The organism is Streptomyces sp. NBC_00454 (assembly GCF_041434015.1).
GTDB lineage: Bacteria > Actinomycetota > Actinomycetes > Streptomycetales > Streptomycetaceae > Streptomyces.
This window is the reverse complement of the sequence record NZ_CP107907.1, coordinates 2,118,332-2,144,865: the sequence shown is the minus strand read 5'-3', so window position 1 is coordinate 2,144,865 and position 26,534 is coordinate 2,118,332. Positions and strand designations below refer to the sequence as shown.

General features: G+C 72.1%; 25 protein-coding genes. 13 read left to right on the top strand and 12 right to left on the bottom strand.

Annotated elements, in window-relative coordinates:
* Window positions 1-101 precede the first annotated feature (101 nt).
* The 4 genes from pelF to OHU74_RS09945 all read left to right on the top strand — a co-directional run bounded on the left by pelF (window position 102) and on the right by OHU74_RS09945 (window position 4,726).
* A complete protein-coding gene (gene pelF, locus OHU74_RS09960) occupies window positions 102-1,631 on the top strand; it encodes a GT4 family glycosyltransferase PelF (protein WP_371615547.1) in 1,530 nt (509 codons plus the stop codon).
* Complete coding sequence (locus OHU74_RS09955) at window positions 1,628-3,157, top strand: hypothetical protein (protein WP_371615546.1); 1,530 nt, start codon at window positions 1,628-1,630, stop codon at window positions 3,155-3,157. Before pelF ends, OHU74_RS09955 begins: the two co-directional genes overlap by 4 nt.
* Before the next feature lie 76 nt (window positions 3,158-3,233).
* Window positions 3,234-3,896, top strand: a complete 663-nt coding sequence (locus OHU74_RS09950; RefSeq protein ID WP_371619629.1) for a spherulation-specific family 4 protein — start codon at window positions 3,234-3,236, stop codon at window positions 3,894-3,896.
* A complete protein-coding gene (locus OHU74_RS09945; RefSeq protein WP_371615545.1) occupies window positions 3,893-4,726 on the top strand; it encodes an endo alpha-1,4 polygalactosaminidase in 834 nt (277 codons plus the stop codon). The genes OHU74_RS09950 and OHU74_RS09945 overlap by 4 nt, the downstream gene beginning before the upstream one ends.
* On the opposite strand, the gene OHU74_RS09940 is transcribed toward OHU74_RS09945, so the two are convergent.
* Window positions 4,723-5,301 (bottom strand): TetR/AcrR family transcriptional regulator, encoded by a 579-nt coding sequence (locus OHU74_RS09940; RefSeq protein WP_371615544.1) that lies wholly within the window; start codon window positions 5,299-5,301, stop codon window positions 4,723-4,725. The genes OHU74_RS09945 and OHU74_RS09940 overlap by 4 nt on opposite strands.
* 90 nt (window positions 5,302-5,391) lie before the next feature.
* On the opposite strand from OHU74_RS09940, the gene OHU74_RS09935 reads away from it, so the two are divergent.
* Entirely contained in the window at window positions 5,392-5,838 is a 447-nt protein-coding gene (locus OHU74_RS09935) for an anthrone oxygenase family protein (protein WP_371615543.1), read from the top strand.
* 10 nt (window positions 5,839-5,848) lie between these two features.
* On the opposite strand, the gene OHU74_RS09930 is transcribed toward OHU74_RS09935, so the two are convergent.
* The 5 genes from OHU74_RS09930 to OHU74_RS09910 form a co-directional block, all read right to left on the bottom strand.
* Window positions 5,849-7,075, bottom strand: a complete 1,227-nt coding sequence (locus OHU74_RS09930) for a sensor histidine kinase (protein WP_371615542.1) — start codon at window positions 7,073-7,075, stop codon at window positions 5,849-5,851.
* Window positions 7,076-7,104: 29 nt separating this feature from the next.
* Window positions 7,105-7,851, bottom strand: a complete 747-nt coding sequence (locus OHU74_RS09925; RefSeq protein WP_371615541.1) for a hypothetical protein — start codon at window positions 7,849-7,851, stop codon at window positions 7,105-7,107.
* The gene (locus tag OHU74_RS09920; protein ID WP_371615540.1) at window positions 7,848-9,776 is read right to left on the bottom strand and encodes a phosphatidylglycerol lysyltransferase domain-containing protein; all 1,929 of its coding nucleotides are present in this window, start codon (window positions 9,774-9,776) and stop codon (window positions 7,848-7,850) included. Before OHU74_RS09920 ends, OHU74_RS09925 begins: the two co-directional genes overlap by 4 nt.
* Before the next feature lie 84 nt (window positions 9,777-9,860).
* Window positions 9,861-10,922, bottom strand: coding sequence for a nicotinate-nucleotide--dimethylbenzimidazole phosphoribosyltransferase (gene cobT, locus OHU74_RS09915; protein ID WP_371615539.1), 1,062 nt, complete (start codon window positions 10,920-10,922; stop codon window positions 9,861-9,863).
* An 85-nt stretch (window positions 10,923-11,007) separates the two neighbouring features.
* The gene (locus OHU74_RS09910) at window positions 11,008-12,213 is read right to left on the bottom strand and encodes a bifunctional adenosylcobinamide kinase/adenosylcobinamide-phosphate guanylyltransferase (protein ID WP_371615538.1); all 1,206 of its coding nucleotides are present in this window, start codon (window positions 12,211-12,213) and stop codon (window positions 11,008-11,010) included.
* 111 nt (window positions 12,214-12,324) lie between these two features.
* Between OHU74_RS09910 and OHU74_RS09905 the strand changes: the two genes are divergently transcribed.
* Window positions 12,325-12,537, top strand: a complete 213-nt coding sequence (locus OHU74_RS09905; RefSeq protein ID WP_250742535.1) for a hypothetical protein — start codon at window positions 12,325-12,327, stop codon at window positions 12,535-12,537.
* Between the two features lie 91 nt (window positions 12,538-12,628).
* Here the strand turns inward: OHU74_RS09905 and OHU74_RS09900 are convergent, their stop codons facing one another.
* Window positions 12,629-13,414, bottom strand: a complete 786-nt coding sequence (locus OHU74_RS09900; protein ID WP_371619628.1) for a class I SAM-dependent methyltransferase — start codon at window positions 13,412-13,414, stop codon at window positions 12,629-12,631.
* Window positions 13,411-14,019 carry a DUF3043 domain-containing protein gene (locus tag OHU74_RS09895; RefSeq protein WP_330296057.1) on the bottom strand — a complete coding sequence of 203 codons (609 nt, stop codon included), beginning with the start codon at window positions 14,017-14,019 and terminating at the stop codon, window positions 13,411-13,413. The genes OHU74_RS09900 and OHU74_RS09895 overlap by 4 nt, the downstream gene beginning before the upstream one ends.
* 246 nt (window positions 14,020-14,265) lie before the next feature.
* Here OHU74_RS09895 and OHU74_RS09890 point away from each other — a divergent pair, with 246 nt between their 5' ends.
* Together OHU74_RS09890 and OHU74_RS09885 are read left to right on the top strand one after the other, a co-directional pair.
* Entirely contained in the window at window positions 14,266-15,057 is a 792-nt protein-coding gene (locus tag OHU74_RS09890) for a PspA/IM30 family protein (protein WP_371615537.1), read from the top strand.
* A 13-nt stretch (window positions 15,058-15,070) separates the two neighbouring features.
* Entirely contained in the window at window positions 15,071-15,349 is a 279-nt protein-coding gene (locus OHU74_RS09885) for a hypothetical protein (protein ID WP_371615536.1), read from the top strand.
* 50 nt (window positions 15,350-15,399) lie between these two features.
* Here OHU74_RS09885 and OHU74_RS09880 read toward each other — a convergent pair whose 3' ends face one another.
* Window positions 15,400-16,170, bottom strand: coding sequence for a hypothetical protein (locus OHU74_RS09880; RefSeq protein ID WP_371615535.1), 771 nt, complete (start codon window positions 16,168-16,170; stop codon window positions 15,400-15,402).
* Window positions 16,171-16,240: 70 nt separating this feature from the next.
* On the opposite strand from OHU74_RS09880, the gene OHU74_RS09875 reads away from it, so the two are divergent.
* The 3 genes from OHU74_RS09875 to OHU74_RS09865 all read left to right on the top strand — a co-directional run bounded on the left by OHU74_RS09875 (window position 16,241) and on the right by OHU74_RS09865 (window position 21,346).
* Window positions 16,241-17,062 (top strand): adenosylcobinamide-GDP ribazoletransferase, encoded by an 822-nt coding sequence (locus tag OHU74_RS09875; protein ID WP_371615534.1) that lies wholly within the window; start codon window positions 16,241-16,243, stop codon window positions 17,060-17,062.
* A 232-nt stretch (window positions 17,063-17,294) separates the two neighbouring features.
* Window positions 17,295-18,023 carry a response regulator gene (locus OHU74_RS09870; protein WP_371615533.1) on the top strand — a complete coding sequence of 243 codons (729 nt, stop codon included), beginning with the start codon at window positions 17,295-17,297 and terminating at the stop codon, window positions 18,021-18,023.
* 191 nt (window positions 18,024-18,214) lie between these two features.
* On the top strand, window positions 18,215-21,346 hold the full coding sequence (locus OHU74_RS09865; RefSeq protein WP_371615532.1) for an efflux RND transporter permease subunit: 3,132 nt from the start codon (window positions 18,215-18,217) through the stop codon (window positions 21,344-21,346).
* A 115-nt stretch (window positions 21,347-21,461) separates the two neighbouring features.
* On the opposite strand, the gene nadA is transcribed toward OHU74_RS09865, so the two are convergent.
* Complete coding sequence (gene nadA, locus OHU74_RS09860) at window positions 21,462-22,661, bottom strand: quinolinate synthase NadA (protein WP_330296050.1); 1,200 nt, start codon at window positions 22,659-22,661, stop codon at window positions 21,462-21,464.
* 363 nt (window positions 22,662-23,024) lie between these two features.
* Here nadA and erpA point away from each other — a divergent pair, with 363 nt between their 5' ends.
* Complete coding sequence (erpA, locus tag OHU74_RS09855) at window positions 23,025-23,381, top strand: iron-sulfur cluster insertion protein ErpA (protein WP_214949940.1); 357 nt, start codon at window positions 23,025-23,027, stop codon at window positions 23,379-23,381.
* Between the two features lie 88 nt (window positions 23,382-23,469).
* Here erpA and OHU74_RS09850 read toward each other — a convergent pair whose 3' ends face one another.
* Both OHU74_RS09850 and OHU74_RS09845 read right to left on the bottom strand, forming a co-directional pair.
* A complete protein-coding gene (locus tag OHU74_RS09850) occupies window positions 23,470-24,954 on the bottom strand; it encodes a hypothetical protein (RefSeq protein WP_371615531.1) in 1,485 nt (494 codons plus the stop codon).
* A gap of 91 nt (window positions 24,955-25,045) precedes the next feature.
* Window positions 25,046-25,270 (bottom strand): hypothetical protein, encoded by a 225-nt coding sequence (locus OHU74_RS09845; RefSeq protein WP_371615530.1) that lies wholly within the window; start codon window positions 25,268-25,270, stop codon window positions 25,046-25,048.
* 133 nt (window positions 25,271-25,403) lie between these two features.
* Here OHU74_RS09845 and OHU74_RS09840 point away from each other — a divergent pair, with 133 nt between their 5' ends.
* Window positions 25,404-26,381 carry a carbohydrate kinase family protein gene (locus tag OHU74_RS09840; protein WP_371615529.1) on the top strand — a complete coding sequence of 326 codons (978 nt, stop codon included), beginning with the start codon at window positions 25,404-25,406 and terminating at the stop codon, window positions 26,379-26,381.
* The last annotated feature ends 153 nt before the right edge of the window (window positions 26,382-26,534 follow it).

Here is a 26,534-nt window from a genome sequence, read left to right as displayed (position 1 = left end):
GCAGCACGTCCGAGCCAGCCACACGTACCACCTAGCGCCGGCGCTCCGCGACACGAACCACGGGCGCCGGCCCCTTTCACGTCCTTGGGGGGACACACCGCATGAGCCATGGGCGTCATGTCACCATGCTCACCGAAGGCACCTACCCGCACGTCCACGGGGGCGTCAGCACCTGGTGCGACCAACTGGTCCGCGGTATGCCGGAGGTCGACTTCAACGTCATAGCCCTGACCGGCTCGGGACGCGAGCCGGTCACCTGGGAACTGCCGCGCAACGTCTACCGCCACACCGCCGTTCCGCTCTGGGGGCCCCCGCCGGCCCGCAGGCTCCGCTCCGGTCTGCGGGGCAAGGCGCAGCGCCGCTTCACCGAGATCTACGAGACCTTCCTGCTCTCCCTGCTCGACCCCGCGCGCGGGGGCTTCTCCGACTCCCTGCGCGAACTGGCCCTGCTGGCCCGGGCCGGCCGGCTCGCCCCGGCCCTGCGCTCCGAGTCGGTCCTGCGCCTGCTGATGGAGGTCTGGACCCGTCCCGGCCTCCTGACCGCCGAGGCCGAGCCGACCATCCACGACGCGCTCACCGCCACCGACCTGCTGGAACACGCGCTGCGCCCGCTGTCCGTGCGGATCCCGCCCGACAGCGTCGCCCACGCCGTCAGCAGCGGACTGGCCACCCTCCCGGCGCTCGCCGCCAAGTACCTCGACAAGGTGCCGTTCCTCCTCACCGAGCACGGCATCTACCTGCGCGAGCGCTACCTCGGCTACCGCAGCGCCGAACAGCGCTGGCCCGTCAAGGCCCTCATGCTCGGCTTCTACCGCGAGCTCAACACCGAGGGCTACCGGCAGGCCGACCTGATCACCCCGTGCAACCAGTACAACCGCCGCTGGGAGGAGCGCGGGGGCGCCGACTCCGAGCGGATCCGCACGGTCTACAACGGCGTCGATCCGCACGCCTTCCCCGAGGCCGGCCCCGAACCGGAGGTGCCCACCCTCAGCTGGTGCGGCCGCATCGACCCGATCAAGGACCTCGAAACCCTCATCAGGGCCTACGCGTTCATGCGCGAGGAGATGCCCGCCCTGCGGCTGCGCCTCTTCGGCCCGGTCCCGGCCGGCTGCGAGGACTACAAGCTGGGGCTGGAGAAGCTCGCCGCGGAACTCGGGGTGTCCGACGGGATCTCCTACGAAGGCCGCATCACCGAGGTCGCCAAGGCCTACGCGGCCGGCTCCGTCGTGATGCTCTCCTCCATCAGCGAGGGCTTCCCCTTCTCCATCATCGAGGCCATGTCCTGCGGCCGCACCACCGTCTCCACCGACGTGGGCGGGGTCCGCGAGGCCGTGGGCGACACCGGCCTCGTCGTCCCGCCGCGCGAGCCCGAGACCATGGCCCGCGCCACCCTCGCCCTGCTCCGCGACGACGAACGCCGCGCCGAACTGGGCCGGATGTCCCGCAAACGGGTGGTGGAGAAGTTCACCCTCGACCAGTCCGTGGACGGCTTCCGCCACATCTACCGCGGCCTCGCCCTCGAGAAGGACGCGAGCCGACCCGTCCTGCCCCTCCAGGTGGGCGACGCGTGGACCCCGGGTCTCGCCGACCCCTGGTACAAGGAACTGGCCGCCGACGGGAGCCTGTGGTGAGCGGATCCCTCTGGCTGAAGGTCCCCGGCGGGGACACCCTCCCCGCCATCCCGCGCCCCCGCCGGGGCGCCTCCCCGGCCGCCGACCCGATGGACGAACTCGCCGAGCGCCTCGACGGGTTCATCGCCGCGGCCGTCCACCCCGACGAGATCGCCGCCATCCTCGAATCCGACGGGATGACCGACGAGCACATCCGGCTCACCTACGGCCGCCAGGACTCCTTCGGACTCGCCGAAGAGCTCTACGCCCGGGTGCCGCGCGCCTTCCCGGAGCCCGCGCACGTCCCCGACCCCTGGAAGGTCTCCCTCACCGCCTGCCTGCTGCGCGGGGTGATCTTCGCCCTGCCCGGCCTGGCCTACCTGCTCGGATCCCCCCTCCTGGAGGGCCCGCAGGACCGGCTGGGGCTGCCCGCCGGGACGCTGACCCTGCTCGCCGGGGCGCTCATCGGCTGGGTCTGGGACCAGACCCTGTCCCACCGCGCCTACTCCTGGCTGGGCCTGGGCGACCGGGCGGCCGCTGGGCGGACCCTGCTGCTCGGAGCCCCCGCCGGGGCGCTGCTGGGCACGGCGGCCGCGCTGTCGGTGCCCGGCGGGCCGCCGTTCTCGTACGCCTTCGCCGCCGGTCAGGCCCTGTACGTCGGGGCCGCCACCGTCCTGCTCGTGCTCGGGCGGGAGCGGGTGCTGCTCGCCGCGCTCGCGCCGATGGCCGCCGGCGCGGTGCTCACCCTCTTCACGGACCTGCCCGTCGCGGTACGGGTCCTGCTGCTGGTGGCGTCCCTGCTGGCCGCCTGCGCGCTGGCGGTACGGGAACTGCCGCTGGCCGACGGGGTACGGGCCCTCGTGCTCCGGATCAAGGGCTGGACCGAACGCCGCCCCGGCGAACGGGGCCCGGTCCGCTGGCAGATGCTGCGCGGCGCCGAAGAGGACTACGCCCCGCGCGGCCCCCGGCTCGGGGATTCCGTCCCCTACGGGGTCTTCGGCCTGGGCACCGGCCTCCTCGTGCTCTACGCGGCCCTGGGGGAGGTCCTCGCCGGCGGCCCCGCCGAGGCCGTGGCGGCCCCCTCGGCGGTGGCCCTCACCCTCAGCATGGGCCCCGCCGAATGGCTGCTCCACCGGTTCCGCAGCGGCAGCCTCGCGGGACTGCGCGCGGCCCGCTCGCCGCGGCAGTTCGGGCTGCGGATGCTCGCCACCCTGGCCCGGTGCCTGGCCTGCTACCTCGGGGTACTCCTGGCCCTGGGCCTCACCGGAACCCTGCTCTGGCCCGGCGCGCCCGGCCTCACCGGAGTCCGCGTCGCCACGCTGCTGCTGCTCGGCGCCGTGATGTGGACCGGGCTGCTCCTGCAGTCCTTCGGGGCGGTGCGGCCCGCCGCGGTGGTCTGTGCCTCGGCCGCCGTCGCGCAGAGCCTGGCCCTGCTCCTGGGGATCGGGCCGCCGCGCGCCGTACAGCTGGCCGTCGCCGGGGCGGCGGCCCTCGCGCTGGCCCTGCTCGTCTGCCTGCTGCTGGGCCGCGCGACGGCCCACCGCTGAACACGTGAACCCGTACGACCCGTACAGCCCGTACGACATGAACGTCCCGCACGTCCCGCACGAGAAGAAGGACCACATGCTGCTGGTGCCCCTCTACGAGCACCCCGCCGACCGGCCCGAGGACTGGGAGCTGCTCATCCGCTCCGCGGGCCGGCTGCACTCGGTGGTGCTCAACCCCGACAGCGGGCCGGGCGACGCCCCCGACGAGCGGTTCGCCGCCGTCGCCGAGCGGCTGCGCGACGCCGGGGTGCCCGTCCTGGGGTACGCCGACACCGACTACGGGCGCCGCCCGCACGCCGCGGTCGTCCAGGATCTGCTGCGTCACCGGGACTGGTACGCCACCGACGGGGTCTTCCTGGACCAGGCCGCCGCGGACCCGGAGTTCCTGCCGCACTACGCGCGGCTCGCCGTCGCCGCGCGGGCCGCCGGGGCCCGTACCGTCGTCCTCAACCACGGAGTGCACCCGCACCCCGGATACGCCGAACTCGCCGACCTGCTCGTCACCTTCGAGGGGCCCTGGGACGCCTACCGGGACGCGGCCGCGGTACCGCCGTGGACCGCCGACCACCCCGCCCAGCGGTTCTGCCACCTGGTGTACGCCGTCCCGCCGGGCGCCCCGGCCGCCGAACTCGCCGAGCAGCTGGCGCTGGAGCGGGGCGCGGGGGTGCACTGCGCGGTCCCCGGGACCGGCGCGCACCCGTGGGGGACCCTGCCGTACGCCCTGGAGGCCGCCGGATGAAGCGCCCGTCGCCGCGCCGCCGCCTGCTGGTCCTCGTACCGCTCCTGCTCCTCGCGGCCTGTACCTCTTCCCCCGGGGACGGGGAGGAGGAGCAGCCGGACGACCTCTCGCCCGCCCCGGCGCCGGGGGAGCGCTGGCAGCCCGCGCCCGGGGTGAGCTGGCAGTGGCAGCTCACCGGGAAGCTGGACACCTCGGTGAAGGCCGCCGTCTACGACGTCGACGGGTTCACCACCACCAAGGAGCAGGTCGCCGAGTTGAAGAAGGCCGGCCGGCGGACCATCTGCTACCTGTCCACCGGTGCCTGGGAGGACTTCCGGCCGGACGCCGAGGCCTTCCCGCAGTCGATGCGCGGGGAGGGCAACGGCTGGGAGGGCGAGCGCTGGCTGGACGTCCGGCGGCTCGCCGAACTGGAACCGCTGATCGGCAAGCGGTTCGACATGTGCCGGGAGAAGGGCTTCGACGCGGTGGAGCCCGACAACATGGACGGCTACCGGAACAAGTCCGGCTTCCCGCTGACGGCCGAGGACCAGCTGAAGTACAACCGGCTGATCGCGAAGCTGGCGCACGACCGGGGCATGTCGGTGGGGCTGAAGAACGACCTGGACCAGATCCCGCAGCTGGTGGGGGAGTTCGACTTCGCGGTCAACGAGCAGTGCATGCAGTACGAGGAGTGCGACCGGGTCGCGCCCTTCGTGGAGGCGGGCAAGGCCGTCTTCCACGTGGAGTACGAGAAGCCGCTCGCGCAGTGGTGCCCGAAGGCCCGGGAGGCGAAGCTCAGCTCGCTGCAGAAGAAGTCCGAGCTGGGGGTGTGGCGCGAGGTCTGCCGCTAGACCATGGCGAGCCGGTCCACCAACAGCTCCACCCTCGGCCCGGCGTCCCCGGGCAGCAGGCGGCCCGTGCGGGTCAGGGTCGCCAGGCCGTGCAGGGCCGCCCAGAACACCTCGGTGAACATCCCCGGGTGGACCCCGTCGCCGGCGACCTCGGCGAGGCACTCGAGCAGGGCGGCGAAGGCGTCCTTCAGCGGCTCGGGGGTGTCCTCCCGCGCGTACGCCAGGCCGCCGTCGAGCTGGAACAAGGCGTCGTAGACCGCCGGGTGGTGCTCGGCGAAGTCGAGGTAGGCGCGGGCGAGGGCGGCGACCCGCTCGCGGGGGCCGTTCGCTGCGGAGGCCGCGGCCCGCACCGCCGCGGCCAGCTCGACGGCGCCTTCCAGGGCGACGGCGCCGATGATCTCGCGCTTGCCGCGGAAGTGGCTGTAGAGGACGGGCTGGCTGTATTCGATGCGCTCGGCGAGCCGGCGGGTGGTGACGGCGTCCCAGCCCTGCTGCTCGGCGAGTTCGCGGGCCGTCGCCACGATGAGGCGCTCGCGCTCCGCCCGGTCGCGCTCCTTGCGTTCCCTGACTGACATGAATGGATTCTAGCACTGCTAGACAATCGAGCGTTAGTAGTACTAGCGTTGCCTCATCACCTAGCAGCGCTAGCTCTCGGAGGGATCGCCATGCTCAACGCACTCGAGGTCGTCACCACCGTCGTCGTCGGCCTGATGGTGGGAGTGGAGTTCTCCGTCCTCTTCATCATGAACCGGATCCTGGACGCGCTCCCCGAGGACAGCGGCCAGCTCGGCCACGCCCACGGCGGCCGGATGCTCGGCGCCCTGATGCCGTTCTGGTACATCGGCTCGCTCGTCCTCAGCGCGATCTGGGCCGTTGCCGGATGGCACCACCACGGCGCCGGACTCGTCGTCACCGCTGCCGGACTGCTGATCCTGAGCGTGCTCATGTCGGTCCTGCTGCTCGTCCCGATCAACAACCGGAACAAGACCTGGACCCCCGAGAACCGGCCCGCCGACTGGAAGGAGCAGCTGGACCGCTGGAACCGCTACCACTACGTCCGCGTCGCCGTCATCGTCGCCGCGTTCACCCTGCTGGTCTGCGCCCTCGTCTGAGGTTCCGGCCTCAGCCCACCGGCAGGATCGCGTGCACCCGGTAGCCGCCGCCGAAGCGGGGGCCGGCGAAGCAGGAGCCGTTCAGGGCCACGGCGCGTTCGCGCATGCCGAGCAGGCCGTGGCCGCCGCCCTCGTCCGGGGGTTCGGCCGCCGCGTCCGCCGGGGAGCCGCCGTCGTCCAGCACGGTCACCTCGACGGACCCGCCCACCCGGACCACACTGACCTCGGCACTGGCTCCGGGGCCCGCGTGCTTGCGCACGTTGGTCAGCGCCTCCTGGATCACCCGGTACGCGGCCAGGTCCACGGCGGCGGGCAGGGGAGCCGCGACGTCGGGCCGGCCCAGCTGCACCATGACCTTCACCGGGAGCCCGGCGTTGCGGAAGGTGTCGACGAGGTCGTCCAGGACCGCCAGTCCCGGCGCCGGCTCGGTCGGAGCCTCGGGATCGCCGGACTGGCGCAGCAGCCCCACCGTCGCCCTCAGCTCGTTGAGCGCGGAGCGGCTGGCGTCGCGGACGTGGGCCAGTGCTTCCTTCGCCTGGTCCGGGCGCTTGTCCATGACGTGTGCGGCCACCCCGGCCTGGACGTTGACCAGGGCGATGTGGTGGGCCACCACGTCGTGGAGGTCCCGGGCGATCCGCAGCCGCTCCTCGGCCACCCGGCGCCGGGCCTCCTCGTCGCGGGTCCGCTCGGCGCGCTCCGCCCGCTCCCGGATCGCATCGATGAAGGCGCGGCGGCTGCGCACCGCGTCCCCGGCGGCCGCGGCCATGCCGGTCCAGGCGAAGATCCCGATGTTCTCCTGGGCGTACCAGGGCAGCGGGCCGGAGAGCATGGCCACGGCCGTCAGCCCGGACATGGTCAGGACGCCGACCCGCCAGGTGGTGGGCCGGTCGGTGCGGGAGGCCAGCGTGTACAGGGCGATCACCGTGCACATGGCGACGGGCGCCCGGGGCTCCCCGGTGGTCAGCTCCAGCAGCGACAGGCCGATCGTCACGGCCAGCACCACCCGCGGCCGCCGGCGCCGGAACACCAGGGCGGCCGCGCCGAACACCATGAGGACCAGCGAGAACGTCGCGGGGGTGCGCGTCCCGAAGGTCGGCCCGTGGGCGCCGTGCGGGTCGGCGAAGGATCCGACGACCATGGAGACGAGCGCCCCGAGCGCGAGTACGGCATCGGTGGCCAGCGGATGGTCCCGCATCCACCGCCGCGTGCGGGCGAACGGCCCGAGCTCTGTCGTCACCCCGATACGGTACGGCCCAGCGGGCGCTCTCAGTCCCGGGGAACCGGAGGCGACGGCGGCGGGGCCGGGGGCGCCGGCGGGGGAGCGGCCTGCCGCCGGACGCCAAGCGGGGTCCGGGAGCGCTCGGGGCCCCACTTCGCGCGGACGAAGCACAACGCCATCACCGAGGCGATGGCCGCCAGGTGCTCCTTGCCCGCCAGGTTGTCCTTGAAGAGCAGCTCGCCGGTCATCAGCAGGATGACCACGGAGCCGGTCAGGTACGCCCGGTAGCGCCAGCAGACGTAGATGGCCAGTCCGACCACCGCCGCCGAGGGCCCGGTGTCGTTGACGATCCGGTCCGTGTCCGGCAGGCCGAAGGGGTGGTCCGCGCCGAGCGAGAGCCCGATCCGCGCGTACGTGGTCCCGGCCAGGGTGGCGACGTAGCCGATGGCCAGCGTGCGCCACCACCCGATGCAGATCTCCGAGATCCCGAAGACGAGCAGGATCTGGGCGAGCGCCCCCCACACCGGAAGGTCCAGGGCGGGCACGAACAGCGACAGGGGGGTGCGCAGCAGGGCGAGCCAGAGCGGGTCGACGGCTTTGACCGACCCGAGGTTCTGGACCGGCTGGAAGCCCCATGACGTGTTCTGCACGATCTGGAAGACCGAGGTCAGGCAGACCGCGCCGATGGTCATCGGGATCGCCCGCCACTTCTTGTGGACGAGCGCGTCCCGGATCGTCCAGTACAGGGGCCCCCACTCGCGGCGGGCGAACCGCCGCAGTGAGGCAGTGGTCAACGCTTGCTCTCCAGATGTCTGCGGTGCATCCACTTCGGAAGGCCGGGGGCTTCCAGGAAGCCCTCGGCCCGGCCCGCCGCGATACCGATCCGCAGCAGGTCCGAACTCTTCTCGAAGAGCATGAACCGCGGTTCCCAGATCGGCCGGTATTTGGCGTTGGCCCGGTAGAGGGACTCGATCTGCCACCAGCGCGAGAAGAAGCTCAGCAGCGAGCGCCACATGCGCAGCACCGGACCGGCGCCGAGCTTCGACCCACGCTCGAAGACGGAACGGAACATCGCGAAGTTCAGCGAGACCTGTGTGACCCCGATCTCCTTTGAGCGTTCCAGGAGTTCGATGACCATGAACTCCATCAGACCGTTCTCGGAATCGCGGTCGCGGCGCATCAGGTCCAGCGACAGGCCCTTGGGTCCCCACGGGACGAAGGACAGCACGGCGCGCAGTTCTCCGTTGCCGTCGAAGCACTCCAGCATCACGCACTGGCCGTCGCCGGGGTCGCCCAGTCGGCCCAGCGCCATGGAGAAGCCGCGCTCGGTCGCGCCGTCGCGCCAGTCGTCGGCGCGCAGCAGGAGTACGTCCATCTCCTCGGCCGGGATGTCGGCGTGGCGGCGGATGCGGACGGTGTACCCGGCCCGCTTGACGCGGTTGTACGCCTGGCGGACGGTGCGCATGGCGCGGCCCTCCAGGGTGAACTCGTCGGTCTCCACGATCGCCTCGTCGCCGAGCTCCAGGGCGTCGAGTCCGTGCCGGGCGTAGATCTGCCCGGCCTCCTCGCTGGCGCCCATCACCGCGGGCACCCAGCCGTGTTCGCGGGCCTCGGCCAGCCACGGGTCGATGGCTCCGGGCCAGGCCTCGGGGTCGCCGATCGGGTCGCCGGAGGCCAGCGAGACCCCGCCGACGACGCGGTAGGTGACGGCGGCCTTGCCGGTGGGGGACCAGATGACGGACTTCTCGCGGCGCAGTGCGAAGTAGCCGAGGGAGTCGCGGTCGCCCTGCTTGGCGAGGAGCGCGCGCAGCTTGTCCTCGTCCTCCTCGGTGAGCGGGTCGACGGCGCGGCGCGAGCGGAAGGCCGCGAACAGCACGGCGAGCAGCAGCAGGGTGGACATGACGTTGATGGCGACGTCCACCCAGCCGGGGGTGGTGATCGAGTTGTACGCCTTGTCGTCCGGGGCCAGGGTGACCAGGCGCATCACGCCGTACCGCCAGCGGGCCAGGAAGGTGGCGTCGGCGGCGTCCGGGTCGGTGTTGGTCGCGCCCACGATCAGGGCGGCGACCAGCGAGGTCAGCAGCAGGCCGACGGAGGCGACGAGGCTGGCCAGCAGCGGATTGGAGCGGTCGCCCTTGGCGTAGAACTCCCGGCGGCCCAGCAGCAGGGCGCCGACGAAGAGCGCGGTGAGCGCGAAGGCCACCCAGTTCTGGGCGTGGCCGCGGAACTCCGGGTAGCAGAACTCGTAGTCACCGCCCGAGCAGGGGGTGAAGGAGGCGACGGCGGCCATGGCGAACGCCAGCAGCAGCAGTCCGCTGAGCACCAGGTTCAAGATCCATGCGGCGCGTTTGCGGCGGCCCATGGTGACGGTGAGCAGCAGCGAGAAGGCCGCGGAGGCGAAGCCCGCCGTGAGCAGGTACGGGGTGTAGAAATCGGCGGTGCTGTGCCGGCGCAGGTCCTGGCCGAGCGACACCCACACCGCGCTGAGCAGGTTGACGAAGGTGACGGCGCGCAGGTACCACACCGCGAAGCCGGCGCTGCGCCGCGATCGGGCGCTTCCCCTGCGGCTGTCCTTGCCGCTGTCCTTGCCGTTCTCCCCGCCGTTGTCCCGGCCGGATTCCCGGCCGCCCCCTGGTTTGCCGTTGCCGTTCGGATCCGTACCGGTCCCTCGGTCGGTCTTCCGCTCGGTCTCTGCGCTGGTCAAACGGACCTCTCCCATAAAAAGCGATGATATGGGGCGTCGCGGTCCGTGCTCGGCGGTCCCACGGACCACGGCCTGGTCAGGACCGCGGTCCCCGGTGACTCATTCCGTCGGTTCCTGAACCCGCTCAGGGAGTTCCGCCGCGAGTGCGGCGGCGGCCTGGACGAGGGGAAGAGCGAGCAACGCCCCGGTTCCTTCTCCTACAGTGACGCCGTGGTCCAGCACCGGGTTGAGTGCCATCCGGTCCAGGGCCTTGGCCTGGCCCGGTTCCCCGCTGGCCTGCCCGGCCAGCCACCAGTCCGGGGCGCGGAAGGCGGCCCGCTGGGCCACCAGTCCGCAGGCCGCCGAGACGACCCCGTCGAGAATGACGGGGGTACGGCGCACCGCGCACTGGAGCAGGAATCCGGTGATCGCGGCGAAGTCCGCACCGCCGACGGCGGCCAGCAGTGCGACCTGATCCCCGAGGACCGGCCGGGCGCGTCGCAGCGAGTCGCGGATGGCCGCGCACTTGCGCATCCAGGTCAGGTCGTCCACGGGTACGCCGCCGCGGCCGGTGACCACGGAGGCGTCGGTGCCGCACAGGGCGGCGACGAGCACGGCGGCGACGGTGGTCCCGCCGACGCTCAGGTCCCCGAGCACGATCAGATCGGTCCCGGAGTCGGCCTCCTCGTCGGCGATCTGCATGCCGAGGCGCAGCGCGGCCGAGGCCTCCTCGGCCGTCAGCGCGTCCTCGATGTCGATCCGCCCGCTGCCGCGCCGGACGCGGTGCTTGGTGATCTCCTGCGGCAGCAGATCGAGATGGCAGTCCAGGCCCGCGTCGACGATCCGTACGGAGGCGCCGAACCGCGCGGCCAGGATGCCCACCGGGCTCGTCCCGTCGAGCACGGCCCGCACCAGCTCGTGGGCGCTGCCGGCGGGCCGGACGGACACCCCCTGGGCGGCGATCCCGTGGTCGGCCGCGAACAGTACGACGCGCGGCCGCTCGATCGGCTTGACCGGCACCTGCCCCTGCGCGGCCGCGAGCCACTCGGCGAGCTCGTCGAGCCGCCCCAGCGCCCCGACCGGTACGGCCTGCCGCTCACGGCGTTCCTCGGCATCACGCCGTACGCCCCCGTCGGGGCGTTCGATCAGATCGGAGAAGTCGTCGAGATTCAGCATGGTCATCTGCCAGAGCGTACAGCCGAGCCCTTGCATACTCAGCCCCGCCGGCGCTTCCCGGATCGGGCCCGCCGCTCCGGTGGAGCGGGAGTCACTGCTTGAGGACCACCGGCTGGCCGGCCACCACCAGCAGCACGTGCTCGCACTCGCCCGCGACCCCCGCGTTCAGCCGCCCCAGCTCGTCCCGGAACCGCCGCCCCGAAGCCGTCGCGGGGACCACCCCGGAGCCGACCTCGTTGCTGACGAGCACCACCGGGCGGCGGGTCGCGCGGACCGCCGCCACCAGCTCGGCCGTCCGTTCCTCCAGCTCCTTGCGGCCGCCTCCGGCCCAGGCCGCGTCGTCCCAGGCCAGGGCCCGGTCCATCGCGTCCGTCAGCCACAGCGCCAGGCAGTCGATCAGCAGCGGCGGCCCGTCCTCGGCCAGGAGGGGAGCCAGCTCGCAGGTCTCCACCGTCCGCCAGGACGAAGGCCGCCGCTCCCGGTGCAGGCCGACCCGCGCCGCCCACTCCGCGTCGCCCTCCCGGGTGCCGCCCGTGGCCACGTAGACGACCTCGGGGAAGCCCGTCAGCCGGCGCTCCGCCTCGTAGGACTTCCCCGACCGGGCCCCGCCCAGGACCAGGGTCCGGCGCGGCACCCGGGGCAGCGCCCGGTACTCGCCGGTCGACACCGTCGTGCCGTCCGCCACCGTCCGGGCGCCCACGGCCGCGCAGCGTCGCTCCAGCTCCGCGCCGGGCGGGGCGTCGTGGTCCAGGTGGACCGCGATCACGTCCGTCGCCGGGCCCACCGCACCGCTCGCCCGCAGCCGGGCCAGGGCCTCCGGGCGGCCGAGCACGTCCGCGAGGACCACGTCGTACGGGCGCTGCGCGCTGGTCCCGTTGGTTCCCGCCGGCGCCCCGCCCGGCGGCAGGTACAGCAGCCGGGCCCCGTCCGGGCCGGTGACCTCGTACCCGGTGCCGGGGGCGTCCATGGCCACGGCCAGCACCCGGTGCCCGGAGATCACCGCCAGCTCCCGCCCGTCCGGCACCCGCCCGGCGGCGGGCAGCCCCGGCGGGAGCTCCACGGCCGGCCCGTCGTGGGGGTGGGTCAGCAGGACCTGCCGTACGCCGGTCAGTGAATGTCCCGCGCGCGCGCCCGCGAGCACCGCCCCCGGGGTCAGGTCCAGCAGCAGCGCCCCGTCGACGAGCACGGACGTGGCGGCGCGCGCCCGCGGCCCGACGCTGAGCGCGCAGGCGGCGCAGGGACAGCCGGGGCGGGGCAGTCCTTCGGGTGTGCCGGTGCCGAGCAGAGTGAGTTCCACAGGATGATCCTCCCGCGTCGCCGAGACTGGTGCGCGCCCGGCTACTCTCTGGGCACACTCAAGACGAGAAGCGTGCGATCAGCGATCAGCGGACGAGCAACGGAGGCGGACATGGCGTGGACGTGGCGGTTCGAGACGGCGGACGGCAGTGAGACGAGCCCGTCGGTGGTTCCGGAGGAGTTCACCACGCAGGGGGACGCCGAGTCGTGGATCGGCGAGTACTGGAAGGACCTGCTGGAGGGCGGCACCGAGCAGGTGAAGCTGTCCGACGACAACGGCGTCCAGCTGTACACGATGAGCCTGCGCGAGGCCGCCGAGCTCTGACCCGGCCGGGCCGGTGACGGCCGAGGATGCGACGGAGCCCGGGTCCGCGAGCGGACCCGGGCTCCGGGCGTGTTCCGAGGCGCTGGGGGGTTCAGCCCCGTACGCCGCACAGATGCAGCAGGGCGGCGACCCCGCGGTAGGGGTCGGTTCGTCCGGCGCGGTCCTCGGCGGCGAGCAGCCGCTCCAGCTCCGCGCCCTCGGGGAGCCGTTCCCCGGCCTCGGTGCCGTCGGTGAAGACCCGTACGCCGTACCAGGTCTGCAGCGGGGCGCCGATCCCGGACAGGGTGGCCGTCAGCGCGGCCAGCCGGTCGGCGCGCACGTCCAGGCCCAGCCGGTTCGTGTAGTCGGTGGTGTCGAAGGCGTCCACCGCGGCCGTCCAGTCGCCGTCGAGGCCGGGCCGCATGGCGAGCGCGTCGCCGTTGCGCACCAGCAGGGACAGCAGTCCGCCGGGGGCCAGCATGCGGGCGAGCCCGGCGAGCATGGCGTCCGGCTCGGGCACGTACATCAGCACGCCGTGGCAGAGCACCACGTCGAAGCTGCCCGGCAGGAAGTGCGCCCCGGTCTCGCGGCCGTCGCCCTCCATGAGGCGGACGCGGTCCCGGATTCCGGCGGGCTCGGCGGCCAGCGCCTCCCGGGCGACGTCGAGCATCTTCGGATCCTGCTCCAGGCCCGTCACCATGTGCCCGGCGCGGGCCAGGCGCAGCGCCTGGGTGCCCTGGCCCATGCCGACGTCCATGACGCGCAGCCGCTGCCCGACGGGGAAGCGGTGCGCTATCTGCTCGTCGACCTGGCGGCCGACGAGCTCCTGGCGGACGGCGTTGCGGAGCCCGCCGAGGCCCTCGAGCCAGAGGCGGGATCCGTCCGAGAAACCGCTCAGGGCCGTTCCCCGCGCTTGACCTGCGGCTTGGGCAGGCGCAGCCGACGCATCTGGAGGGTGCGCATGAGGCCGTACGCGACGGCGCCGCGCTTGGGCTCGTCGGGGAACTTGGTGTTCAGGGCCTTGCGCAGCCGGATGAACATGCCGACGGAGTCGACGAGGATCAGCGCGATCACGCCGAGCCACAGCATCAGTGCGATGTTCTGGATGGACGGCACGCGCACCATGCTGAGCACCAGGATGATCACTGCCAGCGGCAGGAACATCTCGGCGACGGAGAAGCGGGAGTCCACGAAGTCGCGGACGTAGCGGCGCACGGGGCCCTTGTCGCGGTTGGGCAGGTAACGCTCGTCGCCACTGGCGAGAGCCTCGCGCTGCTTGGTCATCTCGACCCGGCGGCGTTCACGGGCTCGCTTGGCATCCTCCTTGCGGTTGCCGGTCGAGGCCACCACGGCCTTGCGCTGTGACTGGGCCACGGCACGCTTCGGCGTAGGGCGGCCCTTCGGGGCCTGCGGGTCACGGGACTGCGAGAGGTCGGCGCTCACCTTGTCGGTGGCGGCGGCCTTCTCTTCCTTGGAGGATCGGCTACCAAACACAAAACCCAAGGGTACGTGGTTGTGGGCACGGGCCCCATCCCGGACGGGAACGATCCGGCAACGGCGGGCGTCCTTCCTGTTGGGTAACCGTGAGGGGAGCACCTACTCCTTACGCCTGACACGGCGGCGCAGCAGTCGTCCTGGAGGAGGAGCCCATCCGTACTCGAACAGTGCGGTAATAGATGCAGGGCCCGTACTGTGGGTCTTGTTGGTGACCTGGAGCACAGTCCGTCTAGAAGGGGGCGCGCGAAGCCCATGAGCGGTGTCATGAAGCGTATGGGGATGATCTTCCGCGCGAAGGCGAACAAGGCCCTTGACCGGGCCGAGGACCCGCGCGAGACCCTCGACTACTCGTACCAGAAGCAGCTGGAGCTGCTTCAGAAGGTGCGCCGCGGCGTCGCCGACGTGGCGACCTCGCGCAAGCGGCTGGAACTGCAGCTGAACCAGCTCCAGGGCCAGTCCAGCAAGCTGGAGGACCAGGGCCGCAAGGCGCTGGCGCTCGGCCGCGAGGACCTGGCCCGCGAGGCCCTGTCCCGCCGGGCCTCGCTGCAGCAGCAGGTCAGCGACCTCGAGGTGCAGCACCAGACCCTGCAGGGCGAGGAGGAGAAGCTGACGCTGGCCGCGCAGCGCCTCCAGGCCAAGGTGGACGCCTTCCGCACCAAGAAGGAGACCATCAAGGCCACGTACACGGCCGCCCAGGCGCAGACCCGGATCGCCGAGTCCTTCTCCGGCATCTCCGAGGAGATGAGCGACGTCGGCCTCGCCATCCAGCGGGCCGAGGACAAGACGGCGCAGCTGCAGGCCCGCGCCGGCGCGATCGACGAGCTGCTGGCCTCCGGCGCGCTCAGCGACGCGAGCGGGCTCGCCAAGGACGACCTCCAGGCCGAGCTGGACCGCATCTCGGGCGGTTCGGACGTGGAGCTGGAGCTCCAGCGGATGAAGGCCGAGCTGGCGGGCGGTCCCTCCGCCCAGCAGCAGGCCATCGAGGGCGGCGCCCCGGGCACCGGCCAGCCGTCGCAGACCCAGCACCGGTTCGACAAGCAGTAGGACGGGGCCCGTCATGATTGTCCGCATCATGGGGGAAGGTCAGGTGAAGCTGGCGGACAGCCACTTCACCAAGCTCAACGAGCTGGACGACGAACTGCTCGCGGAGATGGAGTCCGGTGACGAGGAGGGCTTCCGGCGCACGCTGGGAGCGCTGCTCGACGAGGTGCGCCGGCTCGGCGAGCCGCTCCCGGACGACGCCCTGGAGCCGTCCGAGCTGATCCTGCCCGCGCCGGACGCGACGCTGGACGAGGTCAAGGACATGCTCAGCGACGACGGCCTGATCCCGGGCTGACAGCAGTGAGGAAGGGCCCGTCCCCCCGGGGGGACGGGCCCTTGCGTCGTTCAGCGCGACTCTCCGCCGGCGTCGGACGCCTGCTCCTTGTCCGGGGTCCCGCCGATGAAGTTCTCGAACCTGCGGCGCGGCGCGGTCCACCGGCGGTCGTGGTGGAAGGCGCGGAGCCCGGCCTTGGCGCGGGCCCGCGGACGGTTGACGTAGAACCGCTTCGCGTACGGGGAACCGGGCCGGGCCAGCCGGATCGAGCCGATCAGCGCCACGAAGGGGATGACCGTGCCGAAGAACGCCGTGCGCGCTTTGCCCTTCCACAGGGCGATCAGCGCGAGGAAGAAGTTGGTCGCCGTATTGATGACGACCAGCCCGCGGCTGTGTCTCTCCTCGGTGGTGAGGTCGTTGACCCCGAACGGCAGGAACCCGCCCAGCACCAGCGCCACGATCGCCGCCGTCAGGACCACGATCTCCACGCTCTTGCGGCCCTGCTCGCTCCAGTAGACGTCGTCCAGGTGCAGGATCAGCGCGAACTCGTCCAGCACCAGCCCCGCGCCCAGCCCGAAGATGACCGCCGACAGGCCCGCCCCGAAGCCGTGCCGGCCGCTGCCGACCGCGCCGAACCCGCCGATGATCACGAGGATCACCCCCGGTACCACGTGGTGGATGTGCAGCCCGCCCGGAGTGACGTTCTTGAAGGGTCCCCGGCCCGCCCGGATCAGGCGGGTGATCACACGGGTGACCAGGAAGGACAGGACGAAGGAGACCAGGGCGAGGAGCAGCGGGAGCTTCCCCGGCTCCACAATGTTTCGATACCACCAGTGACCCATGCCACCACCTCCCGATTTGGGGCGTAATGGGTAACTTACCGTTCCCGGTGAGCGGGTAGCGTTCGCGCCGATGACAGATTCGTACGACGGCCCGTCCCCGACGCCGCCCCCGGACCGGGCCTCGCTGCTCGACGGGGTCCGCTTCGCCTTCGGCACGCTCACCGTGCTGCCCGCCCGCATCACCCGCTGGGACCGCCCCGCCGCCCGCACCGGGATGGCCTGCGCCCCGCTCGCCGGGCTCGTGGTGGGACTCCTCGCGGCCGTGCCCGGCGTCCTCCTGCTGCTGTGCGGCGCAGGTCCGCTGCTCGCCGCGGCCGTCACCGTCGCCGTACCGGCGGCCCTGACCCGCGCCCTGCACCTGGACGGCCTCGCCGACACGGTGGACGGACTGGGCAGCGCCAAGCCGGCCGACGCGGCGCTGCGCATCATGAAGCAGTCCGACATCGGCCCCTTCGGGGTGGTGGCGCTGGTGTTCGTGCTGCTGGTCCAGGTCGCCGCGCTGGCCGACGTGTACGCCGACAGCTGGATTCGGGGCGCCCTCGCCGCCGTCCTCGCCGCCGTCGCCGCCCGCCTCGCCATGACCCTGGCCTCCCGCGAGGGGGTCCCGGCGGCCCGCCCCGAGGGGCTGGGCGCGGCCGTCGCCGGAGTCGTCCCGTACGGCGCGGCCGCCGCCATCGCCGTGCTCACCGTAGGCCTGGCGGCCGTGGCCGCGCTGCCGCTGGGCCCGGGCGCCGCCGCGCAGCACGGGGCGGCGGTGCTGGCCGCCCTGCTGGCGGCGGAGGCCCTGCTGCGGCGCTGCGTCCGGCGGTTCGACGGGGTCACGGGGGACGTGTTCGGAGCCCTGGCCGAGGTGTCCACGACGGCGGTCCTGGTGGTCCTGGCCCTGGGCTAGGCCGTCTCTTCCGGATCTTGTCGGGTCCGCGCCGCCCGGCACCGCACCTCGCCGCACTGCCGGGGCACCCGAGTACGTCCAGTACGCGGCAGCCCCGGCAGCGCGCCGAGGCACGACACCGGACGACGCGGACCTGACCGACAAGACCCGGAAGAGACGACCTAGGCCGTCTCTTCCGGATCTTGCAGGGCCCGTACGGCACTCGCCGCGCGGGACGACGTAGGGTCGCACCGTGGAAGAGATCCCGCCCCAGGCACAGGCTCCGGCGCCCATCAGGGTGCTGCTCGCCGACGACCAGGCGCTGCTGCGCAGCGCGTTCAAGGTGCTCGTCGACTCGGAGCCCGACATGCGGGTCGTCGGGGAGGCCTCCGACGGGGCGCAGGCCTTCGAGCTGGCGCGCGAGTTGCGGCCTGACGTGGTGCTCATGGACATCCGGATGCCTGGCACCGACGGCCTCGCCGCCACCCGGCTGATCAGCGCCGACCCCGAACTGGCCGGGGTCCGCGTGGTGATGCTGACGACCTTCGAGGTGGACGAGTACGTGGCCGCGGCCCTGCGGGCGGGCGCCTCCGGGTTCCTCGGCAAGGGCGCCGAGCCCGAGGAGCTCCTCAACGCCATCCGCGTCGCCGCCGCCGGTGACGCGCTGCTCTCCCCGGCCGCGACCAAAGGGCTGATCGCCACCTTCCTCGCCCAGGGCGGCGGCGACGAGACCCGCACCGCCACCGCCACCGCCGCGGCGCACGCGCAGCGGCTCGCCGCGCTGACGGGACGGGAGCGCGAGGTCCTCGTACTCGTGGCGGCGGGTCTGTCCAACGACGAGATCGCCGGGCGGCTGGAGGTCAGTCCGCTCACCGTCAAGACGCACGTCAACCGGGCCATGGCCAAACTCGGCGCCCGCGACCGTGCCCAATTGGTGGTCATCGCCTACGAATCGGGACTAGTCAGGCCCCGCGCCGAGTAGGCGCAGTAGTACCGACTACTGCGGACGCGGTATGCCGGGCGTAAGGACGGGACCTGGGGCCGACGCCGGCGTGCCCGCGGGCGCGCCAAGCTGAGGAGCCTTCGCGCGCGCCCTCACGGGTTGCCCGGCGGCATGACTTCGTCGACGTCATTCGACGTCACCCACGTCACTGCAGAGAGAACCTCATATCCATGTTCCGGCTGTCCCGCTTCAGCCTGGCCCAAAGGGCGCTGATCGGCCTCGTGTCGCTCGTCGCGCTCCTCTTCGGTGCCATAGCCATCCCGCAGCTCAAGCAGCAGCTGCTGCCCTCCATCGACCTGCCGATGGTGTCGGTGCTCGCGCCGTACCAGGGCGCCTCGCCCGACGTGGTGGAGAAGCAGGTCGTCGAACCGATCGAGGCCACCCTCAAGGGCGTCGACGGACTCACCGGCATCACCTCCACCGCCAGTGAGGGCAATGCCCTCATCATGGCGACCTTCGACTACGGCGACACCGGCACCAAGCAGCTCGTCGCCGACGTCCAGCAGGCCGTCAACCGGGCCCGCGTCCGGCTGCCTTCCGAGGTCGACCCGCAGGTGGTCGCCGGTTCCACCGACGACATGCCGACCGTGGTCCTCGCCGTCACCTCCGACAAGGACCAGCAGGCGCTGGCCGACCAGCTGAACAAGTCGGTCGTCCCCGTCCTGCAGGACATCGCGGGGGTCCGCCAGGTCACCGTCAACGGGGTCCAGGACCTCCAGGTCACCGTCACCCCGGACGCCGCCAAGCTCGCCGCGGCCGGCATCGACGGCCAGACACTGGCCCAGGGCCTGGCGGCGGGCGGCGCCACCGTCCCGGCGGGCTCCTTCGACGAGGCGGGCAAGAACCGCACCGTGCGCGTCGGTTCGGGCTACACCTCGCTCGCCCAGCTCGAAGACCTGCGCCTGACCGCCGGACCCGGCAAGCCGGCCGTCCGCCTCGGTGACGTGGCGAGCGTGAAGCAGGAGTCCGCCAGGGCGGTCTCCATCACCCGCACCAACGGCAAGCCCAGCCTCTCCCTCGTCCTGACCATGGACAAGGAAGGCAGCGCCGTCGCCATCTCGGACGCGGTCAAGGACAAGCTGCCCGAGCTGCGTTCCACCCTCGGCTCCGGCGCCGACCTGACGGTGATTCAGGACCAGGGCCCGCCCGTCGCGAAGTCCATCTCCGGCCTGACCACCGAGGGCCTCCTCGGCCTGCTGTTCGCGGTCGTCGTGATCCTGGTCTTCCTCGGCTCGATCCGCTCGACGCTGGTCACCGCGGTCTCCATCCCGCTGTCCGTGGTCCTCGCGCTGATCGTGCTGTGGACCCGCGACCTCTCCCTCAACATGCTGACGCTGGGCGCGCTCACCATCGCCATCGGCCGGGTCGTCGACGACTCGATCGTGGTCCTGGAGAACATCAAGCGCCACCTCGGCTACGGCGAGGAGCGCGAACACGCGATCATCACCGCGGTCAAGGAGGTGGCCGGCGCGGTCACCTCCTCCACGCTCACCACCGTCGCCGTCTTCCTGCCGATCGCCTTCGTCGGCGGCATGGTCGGCCAGTTCTTCGGCCCGTTCTCCATCACCGTCACCGCGGCCCTGCTGGCCTCGCTGATCGTCTCCCTGACGGTCGTGCCGGTGCTCTCGTACTGGTTCCTGCGCGCGCCGAAGGGCGTCAGCGCCGGGGACGCGGCGAGCGCCGAGAAGGCGCGCCGCGAGGCCGAGGAGAAGGAGTCGCGCAGCAAGCTCCAGCAGTTCTACGTCCGGGCGCTGGGCCTGGTCACCCGCCGCAGGTTCACCACCGTGGTCGTGGCCTTCCTGGTGCTCGTCGTGACACTGGGCATGACCCCGCTGCTCAAGACGAACTTCTTCGACCAGGGCGAGCAGAACGTCCTGAACGTCAAGCAGCAGCTGCCCCCGGGCACCTCGCTGGCCGCCGCCGACGAGGCGAGCCGCAAGGTCGAGAAGGTCCTGTCCGAAACCGAGGGGGTCGAGGCCTACCAGGTCACCGTCGGGTCCTCCGGCTTCATGGCCGCCTTCGGCGGCGGCACCGGCTCCAACGAGGCCTCGTACGCGGTCACGCTGAAGAGCTCCGACGACGCCGACGCCGCCAAGAAGCACATCGAGACCGCCCTGAAGGGGCTCGACGGCATCGGCGACACCACCGTCGCCGCGGGCGACGGCTTCGGCAGCCAGAACCTCCGGGTCGTCGTCAAGGCCGGTGACGCGGGCGTCCTGGCCAAGGCCGCCGAACAGGTCCGCGCCGAGGTGGCCACCCTCAAGGACGTCACCGACGTCCAGAGCGACCTGTCCCAGTCCGTGCCCCGGATCTCGGTCACCGCCACGCCCAAGGCGGCGGAACTCGGCATCAGCCAGGCCGCGCTCGGCGGGATCGTCGCCCAGGCCGTACGGGGCAACCCGGCGGGCAAGGCCGTACTGGATGACACCGAGCGGGACATCGTCATCAGGTCCGCGCAGCCGGCCACCACCCTGGCGCAGCTGCAGGCGCTGCCGGTCGGCCCGGTCAGGCTCGGCGACATCGCCGAGGTCAAGGAGGTCCCCGGCCCGGTCGCGATGACCCGGATCGACGGCGCCCGCGCCGCCACCATCACCGCGAAGCCGGTCGGTGACAACACCGGCGCCGTCAGTGCGGACCTCCAGACGAAGATCAAGGCCCTGGACCTGCCCGCGGGCGCCACCGCCACCATCGGCGGCGTCGGACAGGACCAGAGCAAGGCATTCGCGGACCTGGGTCTGGCCATGCTCGCGGCCATCGCGATCGTCTTCATGCTGCTGGTAGCGACGTTCCGCTCGCTGGTCCAGCCGCTGATCCTGCTGGTCTCCATCCCCTTCGCGGCCACCGGCGCCCTCGGCCTGCTCCTGGTCACCGGCACCCCGCTCGGCATCCCGGCGCTGATCGGCATGCTGATGCTCATCGGCATCGTGGTGACCAACGCGATCGTGCTGATCGACCTGGTCAACCAGTACCGCGCCCAGGGCTACGGCGTCGTCGAGGCGGTCATCGAGGGCGGCCGTCACCGGCTGCGCCCGATCCTGATGACGGCACTGGCGACGATCTTCGCGCTGCTCCCGATGGCGCTGGGCGTCACGGGCGAGGGCGGCTTCATCTCGCAGCCGCTCGCGGTGGTCGTCATCGGCGGCCTGATCAGCTCCACCCTGCTGACGCTGCTCCTGGTGCCGACGCTCTACACGATGTTCGAGCTCTTCAAGGAGCGCCGCCGCGGCAGGAAGACGGCCCGCCTGACGGTGGTCCCGTCCCCGTCCGCCTCCGCGGAGGACGAGAGCCCGGTCAAGGTCTGACCGCGGCAGTCGTCCCGCTCAACGCCGAAGGGCCGCCCCTCCAGACGGAGGGGCGGCCCTTCGGGCGTGTACGGGGCTTCGCGCGGCCGGTGCGGGCGGCGCGGCCCCCGCGCCGCTACAGCGCGAGCATGCGCTCCAGGGCCAGCTTGGCGAAGCTCTCGGTCTCCTTGTCGACCTGGATCTGGTTCACGAGGTTGCCCTCGGCCAGGGACTCAAGGGTCCACACCAGGTGGGGGAGGTCGATGCGGTTCATCGTCGAGCAGAAGCAGACCGTCTTGTCGAGGAAGACGACCTCCTTGTCCTCAGCGGCGAAACGGTTCGCCAGGCGCTGTACGAGGTTCAGCTCGGTGCCGATGGCCCACTTGGAGCCGGCCGGGGCCGCCTCCAGCGCCTTGATGATGTACTCGGTGGAGCCGACGTAGTCAGCTGCCGCCACCACCTCGTGCTTGCACTCCGGGTGGACGAGGACGTTGACGCCGGGGATGCGGGCGCGCACGTCGTTGACCGAATCCACCGAGAAGCGGCCGTGTACGGAGCAGTGACCGCGCCACAGGATCATCTTGGCGCCCTGGAGCTGCTCGACGGTCAGGCCGCCGTTCGGCTTGTGCGGGTTGTAGAGCACGCAGTCGTCCAGGGACATGCCCATGTCGCGGACGGCCGTGTTGCGGCCCAGGTGCTGGTCCGGGAGGAAGAGCACCTTCTCGCCCTGCTCGAACGCCCACTCCAGGGCCTTCTTGGCGTTGGACGACGTACAGATCGTGCCGCCGTGCTTGCCGGTGAAGGCCTTGATGTCGGCCGAGGAGTTCATGTACGAGACGGGCACCGTGGTGCCGGCGATGCCGGCCTCGGTCAGCACGTCCCAGCACTCCGCGACCTGCTCGGCGGTGGCCATGTCGGCCATCGAGCAACCCGCGGCGAGGTCGGGCAGGACGACCTTCTGGTCGTCCGAGGTCAGGATGTCCGCGGACTCGGCCATGAAGTGGACGCCGCAGAAGACGATGTACTCGGCTTCCGGCTTGGCGGCCGCGTCCTTGGCGAGCTTGAAGGAGTCGCCGGTGACGTCGGCGAACTCGATGACCTCGTCACGCTGGTAGTGGTGGCCGAGGATGAAGACCTTGTCCCCGAGCTTCTCCTTGGCCGCGCGGGCGCGCGCCACGAGGTCCGGGTCCGACGGCGACGGCAGGTCGCCGGGGCACTCCACCCCGCGCTCGCTCTTGGGATCGGCTTCGCGGCCGAGCAGCAGCAGGGCGAGGGGCGTCGGCTGGACGTCCAAAGGCTGGTTGTCCAAAGGCTGGGCGGTGGTCACGACACGCACCCTTTCTGTTCTGCGACAAGGGACTTCTGAAGCCATCGGCTTCGACTTCTCGTCTATTTGACGTTATCTATCATAACCGCTTCACGTCACTTTGACGATGCCGATAGTGTCGATGTGACGCATTCGCCCGCCCGAGGTCCGCCCGAGGTCCGGCCGGGATCCGGCCGGGATCCGCCCGAGGTCCACCAGAGGTCGACCCCCGGTACGGGCTCGCCCCCTCGCGCGGTGTGCGAGCATGGAATTTCTGAAACAAGCGTCGGGTCCCGGAATGAAACCGCGGTCCCGCTCGTTGCCACCGACGGCAAGAGTCCGACGTTTCCCCGCCTTGGAGTGGGGAGCCGCCCACTTCGGGAGTGAATGCAGATGTCCGTACAGGACGAAAAGACCACTGTGAGCGACGGCATCCTCCTGTCCGACGCCGCCGCCGAGAAGGTCAGGACCCTCCTTGAGCAGGAAGGCCGCGAGGACCTGGCGCTGCGCGTCGCCGTCCAGCCCGGCGGCTGCTCGGGCCTGCGCTACCAGCTCTTCTTCGACGAGCGGTCCCTCGACGGCGACGTCGTGAAGGACTTCGACGGCGTCAAGGTCGTCACCGACCGGATGAGCTCCCCGTACCTCCACGGCGCGTCGATCGACTTCGTCGACACCATCGAGAAGCAGGGCTTCACGATCGACAACCCGAACGCCACGGGCTCCTGCGCCTGCGGCGACTCCTTCAGCTAAACCTGTAGGACGACGAGAGGGGCCCCGCGGTCGAAACCGACCGCGGGGCCCCTCTCGTACGCCCGGATCCGCTCCCGGGCCCTGACGGCTACTGCCGGGGGATCGGCTTTCCCGTCGTGGCGTCGATCACCTTCCGGTCACCGAGCGGCTGCTGGAGCCGGGCCGTCACCGTCATCTCCTGCGCGAGCATGATGCAGGACTGACCCGGCTTGTTCGGGGTGTCGGTGATCTTCACCAGCACCGAACCGGGCTCCTCCCGGGCCTCCAGCGCGTAGGTGCTGCACACCCCGCCCCAGAAGTTCACGGTCAGGGTCCGGTCGGCCTCGGTGTACGAGAATCCGGGCACCGTGAGCGTCTTCCCTGCTGGGGGGGCGGGGGGCGCCGTGCCCGGCGCCGGCTCCTCGGCCAGGGCCGCCGGCTGGGCCACGGTGCGCCCCGGAGCGCCGTCCTTGCCCGCCACCTCGAACAGCCAGGCCGGGACCAGGCCCCGGGCCCCGTCGACCGTGCCGGGGACCAGCCCGAGCACGGCGCCCCGTACCGACTCCGTGCGCGGGGGCTTCATCGGGCGGGGCTCCGGGTTGCAGGGCAGCGTGTCCGTGCCGCCGACCGCGGTGTCCGGAGCCAGCGGGACGCTCGTGGCGCAGCCGCTGGGGCCGGGGCCCGTGCCGTCCGCGGGGCCCGCGGACCTCTTGTTCAGCCGTGCCAGCGCGTCGACGGCGCCGATCACCGGCTGCTCGGCGCCGGCCCGGACGGGGAGGGTCAGCTCGCCGCTGCCCGACACCACCTGGGAGTCCGCCCCGACGCCGATCCTGGTGGACCAGCCCTGGGTGGGGAGCCCGCCCACCACCGGGTCGGCACTCACGACGCGCACCGAGCCCTGGACGAGCCGGGCGTCCAGCTTGGCGCCGCTCTGGCCGACGGCAGCCAGTACGGGCGCCGCGGCGGCCTTGGCGGCCGCCTCGGAGAGGGGCTTCCCGGCCGGGGCCTGCCCCTTCTGGGCGGAGCCCCGGTCCAGGCCCTCGGGGAGGGTGGCCGGGCCGCAGGTGTCCTTGCCGCGAACGCAGTCGTCCCCGGTGCCGCCGACCTGGTAGCGGGAGAAGGTCCAGGTGCCGGGGGCCTTGGAGTTCACCGTGAGCCGGGGCCCGGAACCGTCGGCGGTCTCCCCGGCCTGCCACATCTCCCCGCTCCGGCGCGGTGCGCCCGGGATGCCGAGGGCCGCCGCGAGGCGGGCCACGTCGGCGGAGGTGATCTCGCCGGTCGCGGCGAAGGCGGGCGCGGTGGCCGGACCGTCGGGGAGTTGGACGTCCGCCGCGTACGTGACCCCGCTGCCGGAGGGATCGGGCTCGCCGACCGCGATGCCGGGACCGGGAGGAGTGGGCGCCACGCGGGGTGCGGAGGCCGCGGAGGAGTCCGCACCGCCGCCCGTACGGCCCTCACCGTGGGCGGTCGACGCCCAGTACGCGGTGCCGCCGCCCGTGACGAGGACGGCGGCCGCCATCGCGCCGACGGCCCAGGCCGGCCGCCGCCGCGTGGCCCGTGGTGTATCGGATGTGCCCGGTCGTTCGCTGGTCACCGCATCGCTCCTTAGCCCGTCCCGCCGGTGGTGATGCGGGTGTGACGGAACAGGCGTCGATCCGGTTCCCCTGGATCTCCCGGGCAGCCGCTCAGTCGCCGTAGGCGGCGGTGGAGGCGATCAGGCGGGCCGAGGCCGCGGGGACGCGGATCCCGTGGATCTGAGAGGGTGCCACCCGGTCCGGACGGGGGTCGGAGGGGACCGTCCAGTGCGGGGCCATCCGGGCGCAGTCGCCCAGCAGCCGTGCGAAACCGGGCCGAGCGTCGGCGGTGTTCTGGGCCGTCTCGGCGTACCCGAAGCCATCGGTATAGGTCATGGGGGCACGGTAGACACGCCAATGCTGGCGAAGAAAGCCCTACTACGGGGTAGTTTCGGCCGGTCGGCCAACCGTTGCCGACCGGGTAGTTTTGACTGTCACCCTTGCCCTCCCGAGCAGGAGCATTCACCCCGTGCGCATCGCAGTCACCGGCTCCATCGCCACCGACCACCTCATGACCTTCCCCGGCCGCTTCGCCGACCAGTTGGTCGCGGATCAGCTGCACACGGTCTCCCTCTCCTTCCTCGTCGACAACCTCGACGTCCGCCGGGGAGGCGTCGGTCCGAACATCTGCTTCGGCATGGGGCAGCTCGGCACCCGCCCGATCCTCGTCGGCGCGGCCGGCTACGACTTCGACGAGTACCGCTCCTGGCTGGACCGGCACGGCGTCGACACCGCCTCCGTGCGCATCTCCGAGGTGCTGCACACCGCGCGCTTCGTCTGCACCACGGACGCCGACCACAACCAGATCGGCTCCTTCTACACGGGCGCGATGAGCGAGGCCCGCCTGATCGAGCTGAAGGCGGTCGCGGACCGCGTCGGCGGCCTGGACCTCGTCCTGATCGGCGCGGACGACCCCGAGGCGATGCTCCGCCACACGGAGGAGTGCCGGACGCGGAACATCCCCTTCGCGGCGGACTTCTCCCAGCAGATCGCCCGGATGGACGGAGACAACATCCGTACCCTGATGGAGGGCGCGACGTACCTCTTCTCGAACGAGTACGAGAAGGGCCTCATCGAGGCGAAGTCCGGCTGGACGGACGCGGAGATCCTGGCGAAGGTCGGCACGCGGGTCACCACCCTCGGCTCGAACGGCGTCCGCATCGAGCGGGTCGGCCACGACCCGATCGTCGTCGGCTGCCCGGAGGAGACCGCCAAGGTCGACCCGACCGGCGTCGGCGACGCGTTCCGCGCGGGCTTCCTGACCGGTCTGGGCTGGGGCGTGAGCCTGGAGCGCGCGGCGCAGGTCGGCTGCATGCTGGCGACGCTGGTCATCGAGACGCTGGGCACCCAGGAGTACACGCTGGCCCGCGCGCACTTCATGGAGCGCTTCACGAAGGCCTATGGCGACGTAGCGGCGGCGGAGGTCCGCTCGCACCTGTCGGCGTAGCCCTCGGGCCCCGGCGGGGCTGGACATGCCGCACGCGGCATGTCCAGCCCCGCCGGCGTTTGAGGCAGGGGGCACCCCCGGCGGCAGCTGGGGGAGGGTCTGGGCGGAGCCCAGGGAACGGTGGAAGGGCGGGTAGGGGACAAGCCCCGCAGG

Coding starts and splice junctions, on each gene's coding strand:
- pelF (WP_371615547.1), top strand. CDS start 102: ATGAGCCATGGGCGTCATGTCACCATGCTCACCGAAGGCACCTACCCG.
- OHU74_RS09950 (WP_371619629.1), top strand. CDS start 3,234: ATGCTGCTGGTGCCCCTCTACGAGCACCCCGCCGACCGGCCCGAGGAC.
- OHU74_RS09945 (WP_371615545.1), top strand. CDS start 3,893: ATGAAGCGCCCGTCGCCGCGCCGCCGCCTGCTGGTCCTCGTACCGCTC.
- OHU74_RS09940 (WP_371615544.1), bottom strand. CDS start 5,301: ATGTCAGTCAGGGAACGCAAGGAGCGCGACCGGGCGGAGCGCGAGCGC.
- OHU74_RS09935 (WP_371615543.1), top strand. CDS start 5,392: ATGCTCAACGCACTCGAGGTCGTCACCACCGTCGTCGTCGGCCTGATG.
- OHU74_RS09920 (WP_371615540.1), bottom strand. CDS start 9,776: ATGGGAGAGGTCCGTTTGACCAGCGCAGAGACCGAGCGGAAGACCGAC.
- cobT (WP_371615539.1), bottom strand. CDS start 10,922: ATGACCATGCTGAATCTCGACGACTTCTCCGATCTGATCGAACGCCCC.
- OHU74_RS09905 (WP_250742535.1), top strand. CDS start 12,325: ATGGCGTGGACGTGGCGGTTCGAGACGGCGGACGGCAGTGAGACGAGC.
- OHU74_RS09890 (WP_371615537.1), top strand. CDS start 14,266: ATGAGCGGTGTCATGAAGCGTATGGGGATGATCTTCCGCGCGAAGGCG.
- OHU74_RS09885 (WP_371615536.1), top strand. CDS start 15,071: ATGATTGTCCGCATCATGGGGGAAGGTCAGGTGAAGCTGGCGGACAGC.
- OHU74_RS09880 (WP_371615535.1), bottom strand. CDS start 16,170: ATGGGTCACTGGTGGTATCGAAACATTGTGGAGCCGGGGAAGCTCCCG.
- OHU74_RS09875 (WP_371615534.1), top strand. CDS start 16,241: ATGACAGATTCGTACGACGGCCCGTCCCCGACGCCGCCCCCGGACCGG.
- OHU74_RS09865 (WP_371615532.1), top strand. CDS start 18,215: ATGTTCCGGCTGTCCCGCTTCAGCCTGGCCCAAAGGGCGCTGATCGGC.
- erpA (WP_214949940.1), top strand. CDS start 23,025: ATGTCCGTACAGGACGAAAAGACCACTGTGAGCGACGGCATCCTCCTG.
- OHU74_RS09845 (WP_371615530.1), bottom strand. CDS start 25,270: ATGACCTATACCGATGGCTTCGGGTACGCCGAGACGGCCCAGAACACC.